At 49.9% G+C, this 14,300-nt stretch carries 15 protein-coding genes and 1 tRNA gene; 5 read left to right on the top strand and 11 right to left on the bottom strand.

The annotated features are described in order from the left end of the window. Window positions 1-98 precede the first annotated feature (98 nt). The 5 genes from lexA to SGI98_01695 all read right to left on the bottom strand — a co-directional run bounded on the left by lexA (window position 99) and on the right by SGI98_01695 (window position 2,712). A complete protein-coding gene (gene lexA / locus SGI98_01715; GenBank protein MDZ4742119.1) occupies window positions 99-728 on the bottom strand; it encodes a transcriptional repressor LexA in 630 nt (209 codons plus the stop codon). A gap of 80 nt (window positions 729-808) precedes the next feature. After that, on the bottom strand, window positions 809-1,057 hold the full coding sequence (locus SGI98_01710; GenBank protein ID MDZ4742118.1) for a hypothetical protein: 249 nt from the start codon (window positions 1,055-1,057) through the stop codon (window positions 809-811). Window positions 1,058-1,115: 58 nt separating this feature from the next. Further along, the gene (locus SGI98_01705; GenBank protein MDZ4742117.1) at window positions 1,116-1,289 is read right to left on the bottom strand and encodes a hypothetical protein; all 174 of its coding nucleotides are present in this window, start codon (window positions 1,287-1,289) and stop codon (window positions 1,116-1,118) included. A 324-nt stretch (window positions 1,290-1,613) separates the two neighbouring features. Further along, entirely contained in the window at window positions 1,614-2,165 is a 552-nt protein-coding gene (locus SGI98_01700; GenBank protein ID MDZ4742116.1) for a mechanosensitive ion channel, read from the bottom strand. 7 nt (window positions 2,166-2,172) lie between these two features. After that, complete coding sequence (locus tag SGI98_01695; protein ID MDZ4742115.1) at window positions 2,173-2,712, bottom strand: tetratricopeptide repeat protein; 540 nt, start codon at window positions 2,710-2,712, stop codon at window positions 2,173-2,175. 114 nt (window positions 2,713-2,826) lie between these two features. Between SGI98_01695 and SGI98_01690 the strand changes: the two genes are divergently transcribed. Then, entirely contained in the window at window positions 2,827-4,218 is a 1,392-nt protein-coding gene (locus SGI98_01690) for a TIGR01777 family oxidoreductase (protein MDZ4742114.1), read from the top strand. 130 nt (window positions 4,219-4,348) lie between these two features. Here SGI98_01690 and SGI98_01685 read toward each other — a convergent pair whose 3' ends face one another. Beyond that, window positions 4,349-5,782 (bottom strand): PhoH family protein, encoded by a 1,434-nt coding sequence (locus SGI98_01685; GenBank protein MDZ4742113.1) that lies wholly within the window; start codon window positions 5,780-5,782, stop codon window positions 4,349-4,351. Window positions 5,783-5,936: 154 nt separating this feature from the next. Between SGI98_01685 and SGI98_01680 the strand changes: the two genes are divergently transcribed. Next, window positions 5,937-6,026 (top strand) — tRNA-Ser (locus SGI98_01680). 73 nt (window positions 6,027-6,099) lie between these two features. Here the strand turns inward: SGI98_01680 and SGI98_01675 are convergent. Beyond that, complete coding sequence (locus SGI98_01675) at window positions 6,100-6,321, bottom strand: ABC transporter permease (GenBank protein MDZ4742112.1); 222 nt, start codon at window positions 6,319-6,321, stop codon at window positions 6,100-6,102. Between the two features lie 54 nt (window positions 6,322-6,375). Further along, window positions 6,376-6,558: a hypothetical protein gene (locus SGI98_01670; GenBank protein ID MDZ4742111.1), complete on the bottom strand. Its 183-nt coding sequence runs from the start codon at window positions 6,556-6,558 to the stop codon at window positions 6,376-6,378. Window positions 6,559-6,667: 109 nt separating this feature from the next. On the opposite strand from SGI98_01670, the gene lpxK reads away from it, so the two are divergent. After that, a complete protein-coding gene (lpxK, locus tag SGI98_01665; GenBank protein MDZ4742110.1) occupies window positions 6,668-7,888 on the top strand; it encodes a tetraacyldisaccharide 4'-kinase in 1,221 nt (406 codons plus the stop codon). 47 nt (window positions 7,889-7,935) lie between these two features. On the opposite strand, the gene SGI98_01660 is transcribed toward lpxK, so the two are convergent. From SGI98_01660 to SGI98_01650, 3 genes are all read right to left on the bottom strand, one after another. After that, the gene (locus tag SGI98_01660; protein ID MDZ4742109.1) at window positions 7,936-9,744 is read right to left on the bottom strand and encodes a tetratricopeptide repeat protein; all 1,809 of its coding nucleotides are present in this window, start codon (window positions 9,742-9,744) and stop codon (window positions 7,936-7,938) included. 86 nt (window positions 9,745-9,830) lie between these two features. Continuing rightward, complete coding sequence (locus SGI98_01655; GenBank protein MDZ4742108.1) at window positions 9,831-10,427, bottom strand: DapH/DapD/GlmU-related protein; 597 nt, start codon at window positions 10,425-10,427, stop codon at window positions 9,831-9,833. Window positions 10,428-10,430: 3 nt separating this feature from the next. Then, window positions 10,431-12,194: an ABC transporter ATP-binding protein gene (locus SGI98_01650; protein MDZ4742107.1), complete on the bottom strand. Its 1,764-nt coding sequence runs from the start codon at window positions 12,192-12,194 to the stop codon at window positions 10,431-10,433. Between the two features lie 411 nt (window positions 12,195-12,605). On the opposite strand from SGI98_01650, the gene gltX reads away from it, so the two are divergent. Together gltX and SGI98_01640 are read left to right on the top strand one after the other, a co-directional pair. Further along, window positions 12,606-13,934, top strand: coding sequence for a glutamate--tRNA ligase (gene gltX, locus SGI98_01645; protein ID MDZ4742106.1), 1,329 nt, complete (start codon window positions 12,606-12,608; stop codon window positions 13,932-13,934). A gap of 50 nt (window positions 13,935-13,984) precedes the next feature. Further along, on the top strand, window positions 13,985-14,296 hold the full coding sequence (locus SGI98_01640; protein MDZ4742105.1) for a Txe/YoeB family addiction module toxin: 312 nt from the start codon (window positions 13,985-13,987) through the stop codon (window positions 14,294-14,296). Window positions 14,297-14,300 lie beyond the last annotated feature (4 nt).

The following is a 14,300-nucleotide window of genomic DNA, read 5'->3' as shown; positions in this document are numbered from 1 at the left end:
TGCGCTCCTCAGCATCTTGTGGTATGCCTCTGGACAACCAAGGGTGTCATGTCTAATTCTACCCCCCTTCGGTGTCATTTACTTTTGAGGCAACACGTTCATTTCCCCCCTAAAATCCCCGGCCAACGGACAAGGCCGACCATCACACCTTGAATAACAAGCTCCTCAGCAGGAATCAGGCTCTTGTAACGAGGATTTTCAGCTTTCAGGAAGGAACGTCCTTTTTCTGTCACCAGCCGTTTAAGGGTAGTCTCCCCGTCTATCAGTGCGGCGACAATGTCTTGGGGGCGCGCCTGTCGGACATCCATGATGACAATGTCACCGTCACAAATATGGGCTCCGACCATGGAGTCCCCGCGTACCTTTAACCCGTAACAGCGGTGGTTGAGCGGGAGCTTGAATCCCAGCAGGTCGATCTGGATAAATCCCTCGTTCTCCTGCCGGTTATCCGTCGGTAGTCCTGCGGGGATCGTGCCATAAACCGGGATTTCAGCCAGCCTTTGAGCCGTGGACTTAATTACTTCAGCGGCAAGTGTAATTGCCCGCGCGCATCCACTTTGACGGTCGATAAATCCTTTTTTCTCCATGAGGCAAAGATGGTCTGCCACAGTCGTCTGGCTCGCGAATCCGAAGTGACGTTGTATCTCGCGCTGCGACGGGACGAACCCGTTCTCCACCTGGTAATCCTGGATGTAATCATATATCTCCTGTTGTCGTTTGGTCATCATACTCTTTTTATACCGTTCATTTGAACGGTATATTAAAAATAGAATTTGTCAAAGGGGAAAATTTCCACAGTGGAATGTGTTTATCCTGCGGGTCGGAGCCCATAAGCAGGCCTCTGCTCCCGGCAATGATCAAGAATCGCACCGTGTCCGAGCACGACAGCGAGAATGATCTCCGGCTTCACCTCATATTCGAGTGCTTCGATTACAGTTTCCGCGTCGACGAATGACCCCGAGAGCATTTTTACGTTCGACGAGCCCTTGGCGTTCATATGTCGCCCCAGAGGCTCGGGGCCGCCCACTCCGCATTGCGGACGTAGAGATTTCCGCATTCTTGTGAGTAATCCCCCTTCAGAACCAGATAGGTGATGACATTCGTATCCACGACAATCATGCGCGCCCCCCGGAGATGATTTCCGGGAGCTCTATCTCATGAACGATATGGGGCATCCGATCTCTCCTCTCACGGATCTGGCGCAGGATGTCCCGTGGGTTTTTGCGAACGGGATTGACGGCTGTTTCCAGTATGGAGAGGACTTCCTCATTCAGGCTGCGCCCCTGCATATTCGCCCTTTGCCTGAGTCATTGATGAAGTTCCTCCCAGATTTCTTTGAGGGTAATATTCGTAACACCATAATGGTGCCGTTTTGCATTACTATCAAATATCGATTCCTCCGGATTTTTTCATAGGCCTACCCAGTGAAAAAAATAATTCCACAGCCTTGCAGTAACTCTTGATCTATTCGGATTTGTCGATTGTCTCTAAGGAGACACCGATATCCTTGGGGCTCGATGTAACCGATGGTGAGCTTGGCTTTATTATGGGAATCACTCATCGGGCGAAAGTCTAGAATGACCCGCAAGGGTAAATTGCCTGTGGGGGTTTTTTCACTTTTTGTGATCAGCACGTCGGACAACCGTGATGGGATTTGTAAAAAGAACGGAGTTTGGGATGAGAAATATTTTCTCATCCAGGGAGAGGGTCGTATAACGCAAGTCGATATCCGTGACGATTCCTTCAAAGCTCGTGACAACGATCCGGTCACCGAGAGTGAACGGGCGGTAAAGCAGGATCATGGCTCCCGCGAGCAAATTGCTCAGGGCATCGCGCAGGGCGAAGCCAAGGGCAAAACCAGTCAGTCCGAGGCTGGCGACCACAGCAGAGACATTCACCCCGAGGGTGGCCAGAATAGTGATCACGCCGAGGATAAGAATGGCGGCTTTGCATGTCTGGCGGATGAGATTAAAAACATGGGCCCGGCGGCTGTCGATTTTCAGGATGAATTTCTTAAAAAGAGAATCGCCGACTTTTACCGTGATCAAAACCGTGATGAGAATGACGAGACCAATAATGATTTTCGGGACAAAAACCAAGAATTGTTTGTCGAGTTCGGAAGCAATTTGCTCCATATGCAGGATATTCCAGGCTAGATAAAACACAAAGGGCTCACTCCGATTTTTTGATAGTAAAGGTCTTATCACTCAATTCGCAATCCAGCAAGCCCGCCTGGAGAACCAAGCAAAAGGCATCCCACCAGGAGACATTTTCCAAGCTATAAGTGATCAGGGGTGGTTCCGGTGAGATTTCAGTAATAATCATATTTATCTCGACGGGGTTTTCTTTGCCCGTCTGTACTGTGGCGAGTGTCTCCTTGAGATACTTTAATGCGGCACTGTACTGCGCCTCATTTATTTTAAACTCAGGTAGGTTGATTTTTTTGAGTTTTTCAGTCAGGTAAAAAGAATCGGGGTTCTTTTCCTTGAGCAGTTGCAACCTTTTGGCCTCGACGCGAGCGAGGGTATTCTTCGGGTTCAGGTCATAGATTTTATTGAATGCCTTTAATGCTATTTCATAATCCCCCCGTCGGGCGAGGAGTCTCGCCTGCTGTATATAGGTCTCCTCTTGATCCCCGAGGGGACCATTACCCGCCATGACTGGAAATAATGTCCACAGAATCAATCCGGCCGTCGCAAATAAAATTTTCATTAGAAAAAGCATAACCATTACCCGGATGAATTCGAGCAGATTTACACAAGATCATTCATCCTCAAACCTTCTCTTGCACGATGGTGTAATCAAGAGCATCTTTGGAGCATATCTATGGGGCTACTTGTTCTGGAAAAATCACTCGAACTCCCCGTTCCTGTCGAGGAATCTTTTGCCTGGCACGAACGTCCCGGTGCATTCGAACGCCTGACACCACCATGGGTGGATGCCCGGGTCATTGAGCAATATGGAGGCATTCAGGATGGTGCCGAAGTCAAAATCATGATCAAGAAAGGTCCCTTTAAATTCCACTGGGTGGCGATGCATCAAAATTATTTTAGGAATGTCCGTTTTCAGGATATCCAAGTCACCGGCCCCTTCAAATCTTGGGCACATACCCACCGCTTCGAGCCCATATCCCCCGCTAAAAGCCGGATGACCGATTTTATTGGATACCAATTACCCTTAGGATGGCTCGGACGGGTGGTGGCCGGAGACATGATCCGCAGCGACCTCGAGAGGATGTTCCATTACCGTCACCAGATTACTTTATCTGATTTACAAACCCATTCTCGGTATTCAGGTCAGGCCCGGCAAAAGATCCTCATTAGTGGGGCCAGCGGATTAGTGGGCAGTTCCCTGCAAGCATTCCTTTCCACCGGTGGCCATGATGTCTGGGAGCTCACGCGCCATCCATTACAGTCCCCACGCCATCGTCAGGACAAACATCAAATCAACTGGAGTCCCGCGGAAGGTAAAATCACTCCCGGTGACTTGGAAGGATTCGATACCGTCATCCACCTAGCTGGAGAAAATATTGCCGCGAGATGGACCCCCGAGAAAATGCGCAAAATCCGGGATTCACGAGTGGACTCCACCCGTTTCCTCGCACAGACGCTGGCACACTGTACTACCAAACCAAAAACTCTGATCTGTGCTTCAGCCATTGGATTTTACGGGAACCGAGGGGAAGAAATCCTCGATGAAGACAGCCCTGCCGGCCAGGGATTCCTCCCCGATGTGGCTCGTGAATGGGAAGAGTCCGCGCAAATTGCGCGTGACGCAGGGATCCGTGTCGTCTCCATGCGTTTGGGCGTGGTCTTGAGTCCACGCGGGGGAGCTTTAAGCAAATTGCTTTTACCTTTTAACCTAGGCTTGGGCGGGCGCATCGGCAACGGGACACAGTGGATGAGCTGGGTATCTGTCGAAGATGTCATCAGGGCTTTTCATTACGTGATGATGAATGATGCCATCGTGGGGCCTGTGAATCTCACCTCTCCTGGACCCGTCACAAACACGGAATTCACTCATACCCTGGGCAAATTGCTCCGGCGCCCCACCCTTTTACCGGTTCCCGCTTTTGCCGGAAAACTCGCCGCGGGGGAAATGTTTGATTCCCTCCTGCTGGCCAGCACACGGGCTGTCCCGCGCAAATTGCTCACCGCCGGTTATGAATTCCACCACCCCACCCTCGAATCAGCCCTGCGGTTCCTCTTAGGAAAATAAATGACCTCCGGCTGAAAGTCCGTGATATTGAACCTGAAACGAGACATAAATCGACTCGGCCCGGGGGAAATCAAATCCAGGCCAAACCGGATACGTCCCTGTAAACGATAAAAACTGAATATCAATATGACTACATCAACTCTGCGCCGAGGTCGGCGAGGATACTGCGTTCGCCCTTGGCCAGTTGGATATGGGCGGCGACGGCTTGGCCTTTGAGTTTATTGCGGGTGTAAACCAGCCCATTCGACATCGCATCCACGTAAGGATTATCAATCTGTGTCGGGTCCCCTAGCAGGACCAGCTTTGAACCCTTGCTCATGCGCGTCACGATGGTTTTAGCCTCCAATGGGGAAAGTTGCTGGGCTTCATCCACGATAAAAAAGGCATTTGGGATCGATCTCCCGCGGATATGATACAGGGCTTCGATTTCAATGATCCCTTGCTCGATTAATTTTTCATGAGGTTTCATAGGCTGCCCCGGCTTGCCCGCAGCGGCCATCTGGAATTCAGGTTTTTTCTTCACCGTTTTTTTCCGTCCGTCAAGATTCGGCGGCGGGGACATGATGAATTCAATCGCATCATAAATCGGTTGGAGCCAAGGCCGCATCTTTTCATTCAGGTCACCGGGGAGGAATCCCAGGGTTTCACCATTACCCATCGGGACGACTGAACGCGTCACGATGAGTTTCTGATAAGAACGGCGGTAAACCTGCGAAAGGCCCGCGGCGACTGCGACAAGAGTTTTGCCCGTTCCGGCTTTGCCGTAGCCGGTGATCAGCGAAATATCTGGATCGAACAGTGCATCGAGAAAACATTGTTGCCCGAGATTCAGGGGTTTTAAGGAAATGCCCCCGGGGATATTGATTGCAGCGGGACAGTTTAATTTGCGCAAGGTGGTATGCCCGTTCAGGCTGCAGCATTTCGCCGGCATGGTTTTGTCTTCCGAGGATCTCAGGAGCACATATTCATTGAGTCCTGCAGTCTCGATGCGTTTCGCGTCGATATCGAGGTAGGTGGAACTGGCAAAACGTTGCATCTCATGGCCTGAAACTTCGATCACCGACATTTGTGATTGGTAGATGCCGGGATCATCTACCTTGTCATTAAGGTAGTCATTTGTCTGTAGTCCCAATGCACGGGCTTTCAGGGACATATTAATGTCTTTGGTGACCAGAATGGTCGGCGGGGCTTGCAAACTCTGGATAATCAAGGCCGTGGCGATAATCCGGTTATCGATTTTTGTAAAATCGGGGAATTGCCGGCGCATCTTTTCGAGGGCATCACGGTTTTGAGCGGTTTCCTCACGGGTCGCCACAAATATCCGTCCGCCACTCGGGGTTTTTGCCCCTTTACTCATTATCTCAGGGTCTTTGAAGACCTGGTCAAGCCTGCGGATGACATCACGGGCGCGCACCCCACGGTCAGTTTGTTCGGTTTTTAGACTGTCTAAATCCTCGAGAATATCCCCCGGTATGAAGACATTATGCTCTTCAAAATTAAAGATACTGCGTGGCTCGTGAATTAGAACAGAAGTGTCGAGAACGAAATTCTTTACTAGTCCCATGTTGGTTTCTTTTTTGGCAGAAACATTTTTTTTGTCGACACGATTTTTGCTCTGGTGCGCAAATTGTTACATTTGTAGAAGAATTTTCGGCTGGGATGAATTCTTGCATTGGCAAACCGCAAAAAGTTTGTTTTACTTTGTCCTCTTCCCTGGAGGACAGGTGGCAGAGTGGTCTATTGCGCCCGCTTGGAAAGCGTGTGTACGTTAACCCGTACCGTGAGTTCGAATCTCACCCTGTCCGCCATTTTTATCTAGCCCAAAAGCTATTTGCCCGTTGGGTTTCTTATTTCAAATCTTAGGCAAATTGCGCCGGTCGCTCATGATAAACTGGTTTTCCGCCGGAACATCCAAACGGATGCGCCGAAAGTAATCATGGCGATAACGACGAGAGGAAAAAGACTCTCACCGACCGATAGAATATCGATATCCTTTAGAAAGATACCGCGCGAAATCTCCATAAAATGGCGGACGGGATTAAACCATGTCACATATTGAAGCCCGAGGGGCATATGATCGATCGGGGAGGTAAATCCCGACAAAAGCCTTCCCGATCATAATCATCTAGCGGAGTCATAGGTGAGACGAGCAGCCGGTCAAAATGTCCCCTGTTCCTTTTCTCGGGAGACGGAGAGGGACGTCACGATCAAGGTGCCGATGGTCAGGATATTCGCGGTGAGACTCGGGACGATAAACCGGGTAAAGTCCCGATTCTCATTATACCAATGCCTCACCTCGACACTCCCCCCAGAAAATGAAAGGGAGAAAATCAAAACCATACGAAAGTAACCCCCCTGTTTTGCGCTGGAGTATTAAATGTAAACGTCCATGAACTAAAAAAAAACTTCGTGATCTTCAGTGGCTTCACGGTTATAGATAGAGCTGGATATGAGTTTTCGCGAACAAATGGATGAACTCGAGCAATTTGCGCTCGATGTGATTTTGGAAAAGCGCTACGGCAAACGGGCAGCTTTTTTCCGTTCATTCCTGCTAGTGCTGTCCCGGTTGTACGCGCAAATTGTCCGGTTACGACTCTATCTCTACCATGAACGCATGTTCCATGACCACTCCATGGCTGTGCAAGTCATCAGTGTCGGGAACCTGACAGTGGGGGGAACCGGAAAAACACCTGTTGTGGAGAAATTCGCCCGGGCCCTGACTGCCAAAGGAAGGAAAGTGGCCATCCTGAGCCGGGGTTACAAGAGCACACCCCGCCCCTTCAAGGACAGAATGATCGACAAACTGCTCATGCGCACAGATGAAGTCCCCCCGAGGGTCGTCTCAGATGGTCATAAAATACTTTTAGATAGTGAGCATGCAGGGGATGAACCCTTCATGCTCGCCACTAACCTCCAGAACGTCTTGGTCATTGTGGACAAGGACCGGGTAAAAGCGGCCCGTTATGCAGTGGAAAAATTTGGGGCTAATACACTAGTCCTTGATGATGGATTCCAATACCTCCGCCTCAAACCTTGGAAACAACGCAAAAACCGGAAACATTTCGATATTGTCCTCGTCGACCGGCAGGCACCTTGGGGAAATAATTTTCTTTTACCTCGAGGCACATTACGCGAGCCTCCGGAGAATATCATCCGGGCCACACATATTTTCATCACAAAATCCGACGGGAATAACTCCAAAGCCCTGCGTGCGGAACTCGAAGCGCTTAATCCCCACGCCGAAATCATCGAGTGTAATCACGAACCCCTCCACCTGATCGACATTTACACAAAAGAGAAAAAGCCCTTGGAATTCCTCAAAGGCCTCAAAGTCGGGGCGATCTCCGGAATCGCCAAACCGGAATCATTCGAGGAAGGTTTAAGGAATCTTGGGGCTGATCTTGTTTACTCCCGGGCCTATGCTGACCACCACCGTTTTACCGTGAAGGAAATCCAAAACACGATGATCAACAGTTTAAGGCGCGAAGCTGATGCGGTAATCACCACCGAAAAAGATGCCGTTCGTTTCCCCCTTATTGAAAAAAGGAATATCCCGGTTTATTTCCTGCGAGTGGAGATTAAAATTGTTAAAGGTTACGAAAGCTTTGAAGATTGTGTCTCCAAACTCTGTTTTGAAGAAATCCCAGACCCGGCAAGTACCGAAAAATAACCGCCGCAAGTAAGACCCACTTCCCCCCCCCTGCCCCAACGACTCACCTACTGGATCATTTTTTCAAGCTCGGGATCTTTGGGCATCCCCAGCGTGATGGCTTGCTGGTAATGTTTCCGGGCCAAGGCTTTTGAAGGCGGCTTCTGAGTGGCGTAAACCACTGCGAGGTTAAAGTGGGCATCTGCGTAATTCTGATCGAGCTCAATGGCGCGGCGCATGGCTTTTTCAGCATTTTCCTGCCACCCTTTTTGACTACAGGCGATTCCTAGATAATTATGGGCCTGGGCATTTTTCGGGTCGATCGTGATGGCGCGCGTCAGTGAATTAATCGCATCGTCATACTTCCCCTGTTGGTAATAGACAATGCCCAAAATCGAGTGAGAGAACGCGTCATTTGGCGCGACCGTCACCGCTTTTTTCAGCATCGCCTCGGCCTCTGGTAATTTACCCATCTGATAAAGCACCACGCCGCCGTTAGACAAAGCGTAAAGATTGTCCGGGGCCTTCTCGAGTATTTCATTATATTTGACGAGCGCTCCGTTGAAATCACCCTTATCAAAAAGCACACGTGCCTGCTCTGTCAGGGGAATCAAGGCCGCAGGAACCTTCGGGCGTTGTGTCGTCGTGGCCGCATCATTGAGTTTATCTAAGGGAGCGCTGATTGATGCACTGGATGTTTCCAGCACATTCGTAGAGGCGTTTGCTGCAGGCGGGGCGGATGGGTCGGTAGTATTTGTCGTCACCTCGGGGGCCTTAAAAAAGGCAAGCTCTTCTGTAGTCAGCGGGTCATAGGGAGAAGTGATCAGAGATATTTGCTCTGTCAAGACAGCCGATTGGACTTGGAGTTTTTGAATTTCCTCTTCAACGAGTTTTTTAGCGGCTTCACGGCGGGATTGGTCTTTAAGCTGACGATCCACGATCATTTTGAGCATGCCGTTTTCTCTCTGGAGCTGGGTAGTGCCTAAACTAACGGCGGCTTGGTTCAAAGCGGTCTGTGAGGACTCGAGTTGTTTTTTGAGGTCTTCGGTGGTCTTTTTGAAAGCGTCATTTTCTTTTTGGGCGAATTCCAGTTGTTCCTTTACCTTGGCTAATTCCGTGCGGAGTGTATCGGCAGACGATGTATCCGACTTAGCTTGCATCGATTTGATCTGGTCTTCAGCGACGGCCAAGCGGTTTTTGAGTTCGGAATTTTCCTGGAGTAACTCAGCAATCCGTTTGTCGAAATCCTGGCTGCGCGCCTGGGCCAAGGCTCGTTCAGTCTCTTCAAGCTTTGATTGAAGAACGGCCTTGTCAGCACTTTCTTGCTCCAGTTGTTTTTTCGTCTGGGCCAGTTCAGTTTCCAAAGTGCTGATCCTCTTTTTTAAATCGGAGACTTCCTCACTAGACGATCCGGATTCGACCGGGGGAATGGTAACGGATACAGGTTTAGAGGGATCAGGAGTAGAAGGTTCTGCTGGAGCACTTTCGGTTGTTTGAACCTCAGGTGGTGCAGCCTGTCCATCCCCCGCGGCCGGGATATTAACTGGAGGCGGCTTCATTTCCACAGCTGAGGCTGCAGGACCGACTTTGGCCTTCATTCTTTCTACAGCATCGGTGACATATTGGATGCGGAAATCAATAATATCCTTTTTCCATTCAGGATTTTGCTCTTTGATTTTAGTGACAATCTCGTAGGCAGTTTGATAACGCGCTAATGCCGCTTGGTGATCAGCTTCCTTTTCAAATTTCTCGGCATTTTGGAGTGTTACATAGAAATTCAGATATTCATCTGAGGGATCTTGGGCAAAAGCAATTTGCGCGAAGGAAATAACTGCAAGTAGCGCAATTAGGGCAGTTATTTTTGAAAAATGCTTCATAAGTTATTTAAGATTATTAAACGTAACGTCTTATAGCTAAACTATTATTTCCTCTATGGCAATTTTTATTTACAGCAATTTTCTGGTTACTTGTTGATAGGCAGTTCTTTGACGATTTTACCGGGGTTACCGGCATATACGACATTTTCAGGAATATCATGTGTGACAACGGCCCCTGCGGCTATAATGGAGTTATCCCCCACGGTGACGCCTTTGAGGATGATGGCATTCATTCCTATCCAGACATTATTCCCGATCGTGACAGATTTGGTGCCGATAGGGGGTCGTTGGCGGTTGAGGCTATAGGGATTAATCGCTTCCGCATCTAATATCCTCTGGGCGGGGTCAATCGGGTGGAAATCACTATCGGCAATACCCACATTCCACGAGATCAAGCAATGGTGACCGATTGAGATTTTCTCCTCCGCCATGAGAAGCGCCCCATTCAGAAGGGTATAATCTCCGACCTCGACAAAACCTTTTTCACCCACGGAGAAAGAACATCCCGCGTAAACGGATACCCCGCGCCCGATGCACACGGCTGGGTCGAGCTTGCCTTTAAACATCCGGAATACCTGAGCACTCTCGATATAAAAATCATCCCCCCAGATCACATTATCGGGAATAGGTTTTGTCCACCAATCGTATTCGACCCGGCGATCGGGCATTATATTTGTCGGCATGGATTAGGTCTCCAGGGTTTTATTTGTAACATGCTGGGAATCAAAAAGTTTCTTATAAAGACCGTCTCTCTTCAAAAGTTCCTCGCCTGTCCCGTACTCGGTGAGTTGACCTTCCGCCAGGACAAAGATCAAATCCGAACGGTGAATGGTCGATATCCGGTGGGTAATAATCAGAGTTGTCCGGCCTTCCATGAGTTTATCAATGGCCGACATGATTTCCTTCTCCGTCTCAGGATCCAAGGCACTGGTGGGTTCATCTAAAAGGAGGATGGGTGAATTTTTCAGGAACGCCCGCGCGATGCCGATGCGCTGGCGCTGCCCCACACTCAGGCGGACACCACGTTCACCCACGGGTGTGTCATAACCTTTCGGTTGGGACAGGATAAAATCATGGGCTTGGGAGGATTTCGCCGCAGAAACGATCTCTTCTTCCGATGCGCCTAATTTCCCATAGGCGATATTCTCGCGGATCGTGGCATTCAGCAAAACCGTATCCTGCAAAACCATGCTGATCTGGTCGCGCAAACTTCTTTTGGTGACATCGCGCAAATTGATCCCATCGACCAAGACATCCCCCGATGTGGGGTCATAAAACCTCGGCACCAACGCCATCAGCGTGGATTTGCCCGCACCGGTCCCCCCGACAAAAGCCACTGTTTGCCCGGGAGCGACTTGCGCGGAAAGCCCTTTGAGGATTTCCTTGCCGGTCTCGTAAGCGAACCGGACATTGCGGAATTCAATCTGCCCTTTGACCGCAGGTAAATTGCGTGCGTGAGGGGAATCCTTTGTTTCATCATCGGCATCGAGGATTTCAAAACACCTTTGAGCCCCGGCCGCGGCACCTTCGAGCGCCCAAGCCGTGTAGCTGAGAGCCTCCAGCGGTTGATAGAGCATGGAAAGGTAGGCGAGGAAGACCGTCAGATCGCCCAAGGTGATGTTACCCGCTACGACCTCGAGGGTACCAAAATAAATCATCACAGAGGTGCCAGCCGCCATGAGTGTGCTGATGACGAGAGCACTGGTGACATTAGTAAAAGTGAGTTTCAGATTCGCCGAGAGGCTTTCCATGGCTTGTTTCTGGAATGCCTCGACCTCGTGGTCCTCTCGCCCGAAAGCATGAGTCACGCGGATATTGCCGAGACCTTCACTCGCGGTGGAGAAAACGTCACTCTCCTGTTTTTGCACGTCCGTGGACTCATTACGGATGCGGTGGGCGAAAAAGTAAATGACTCCGACGACTAGCGGGAGTATGCACACCGACAGCAAGGTGAGCTTGATATTCATATTCCACATCACCACAAATGTGCCCATGAGCGTGACCACGGATTGGAAGACACCGGTGAACCCCTTGTTAAAGATCGATTGGATCGCTTGACTGTCGTAAGCCACACGGAAAGTCGAGTCCCCGCTACGCCGTGCATCGTGGAATTTTAAGGGGAGTCCCTGCAAACAGGAGTATAACTCGGTGCGGATTTTCGCCAGGGCGCCTAACCCGATTTTGACGAGCAGGTAGTTACTGATAAAATTCAGCACGCCGCTGACGAGAAAGACCAAGACAAGGATGCCGCACACCATGATGGTGAGTTGCTGCAATTTGCCGTTGTCAGGGTTCTGAGCAAATTGCGGCAATATCGTATCAATCACATACTTGAGAGGCCAAGGCTTGAGTAGGCTCACCCCTATTCCTGCAATAACCACAAAGAGCGCAAAAACAATTTGTGCGGAGTATGGGGTGAAATATCGGGCGACGCGTTTATAGGTATTCATGGAATCCCCTATTCATCCGCAAAGAAGAGATTTTGGAAAGAACTTTTCCCCCGAAAATGGCAAATCAGCAAATCTCGGTTAATGCTCGCGCTCTATTGATGTCTCGTTTTGATTTCAGACCACCGTATTTCCTGAGGCCCGCCATTTTTCAGGAACTGAGTCCCTTCATCATCCATCATCATTTTGCTCCTTGCTTTCCATTCGTCTCTGAGGGTAAGCGGAAGACTTATAAAACTATAATCTCGCCTCGATGAATGATCCTTATGACACCTTCCCTCTTTTTTTTAAAGTATCCGACCGTACACAAATTGCGCGTTTGCTTTTCTCTGATTGTCATTATGAGACTCTTGCGTAAACGGATGATTATCGGTAGAAAGCTCTCTTCCACAAATTTCTGAAAGAGTAAAAATCATGACCACAAGAGTCCGTTTTGCACCGAGTCCGACAGGATTACTCCATATCGGAGGAGCCCGCAGCGCCTTATTTAATTGGCTTTACGCCCGCCATACCGGGGGGAAATTCATCCTCCGTATCGAAGACACCGATGCCGCGCGTAATACCCAAGAAGCTGTCGAAATCATCCTGAATGGTTTCCGCTGGCTCGGCATGGACTGGGACGAAGGCCCCGAAATCGGCGGGCCATACGACCCTTATTACCAAAGCCAACGAACCCCCCTCTACAAAGCGGCCATCCAAAAACTCATGGACAAAGGTCTGGCTTATGAGCATGAAGGCGCCATCAAATTCAAAATCCCGCGCAAAAAAATCGTGGTCAAAGACTTGATCATCGGGGATGTGGAGTTCGACTACACGACCGAAAGCGACCTGGTCATCCAGCGTTCGGACGGTTCACCCGTTTTCCATCTGGTCAATGTCGTGGACGATGCCGCCATGAAAATCACCCATGTCATCCGCGGGGAGGAGCACCTTTCTAATACACCGAAGCACCTTGCCCTTTTTGAAGCACTCGAGGAGCTACCCCCTCAATACGCGCACATGCCGATTATCCTGAATTCCGACGGGAGCAAAATGAGCAAGCGTGATGAACGCCCGGAATTCGCCCGCTGGGCCTCCATGCAGACTTATATCGATGACGGTTACGCCCCGGAAGCCCTGCGCAATTACCTCTGCCTACTGGGCTGGTCTCCCAAAGACGACCGCGAAATCCTGTCGATCGAGGAAGTCATCGGGCTTTTCGATCTGCCGCAAATCGTCCGGCATAATGCTCGTTTCAGCCCTGAGAAACTCCACTGGATCAACGGGCGTTATTTGCTTGAGACCATGACTATGGAACGTTTCGTCGAGCTGAGCGTGCCCTTCCTGATCAAAGCCGGACTCGTCAATGACTCCACCGACAAAGTTTACATCGGTAAAGTCCTCGAAATCGTCAAAGAAAAGGTCAAACTCTTCGGCGACCTGCCGGCATGGACCTCCTATTTCTTTAGCGACGAAATCACCTTCGACCCAGAAGCCACTGAGAAAACCTTCAAAAAACCCGATGCCAAGCTCCGCCTGGAGCAAATTACGGCAGCTTACGAGGCACTCGAGGAATGGACAGTGGATAAACTCGAATCCACCCTCAAGGAACTCGCCAAGGCCAACGGCATCAAAACCGGTGAATATATCCACCCGGCCCGCGTGGCTACCTCCGGCAAATCCGTCGGCCCGAGCCTTTACCACATGCTCGAAGTCCTCGGCAAAAACAAGGTCATCACCCGATTAAAAAATGCGCCGGTGTAATTCATATTGTCTCCTTTGATTTCTGACAGGTTTCCAGTCAGATTGCTGACATGATGACAAAGGCATGCAGTTATACCGAAGCACGGGATCATCTCTCGGATTTAATCGATGAAACGATTTTTGACCGGGATTTTCTCGATGATTTGGAATTCCGGGTTTCCACCGACCGGAAAACAGCATTAAAAATCCTGAAACTGGTGACGGAGATTTCCAAAACTCCTTTCGAGGGGTTAGGCAAGCCGGAACCTCTCAAATACCTCGGCGGTAGTGTATTGGCTCGTCGGATCAACCAAGTGGACAGATTAGTTTATGAGACCCGGAAAGACGCCATCTTTTTTCTCCAGTGCCGATATCACTACTAAACTT

Source organism: Verrucomicrobiota bacterium, assembly GCA_034440155.1.
In the GTDB taxonomy this organism is placed as follows: domain Bacteria; phylum Verrucomicrobiota; class Verrucomicrobiia; order JAWXBN01; family JAWXBN01; genus JAWXBN01.
Note: the sequence above shows the minus strand (reverse complement) of the source record. Positions and strands in the feature narration are given on the sequence as shown.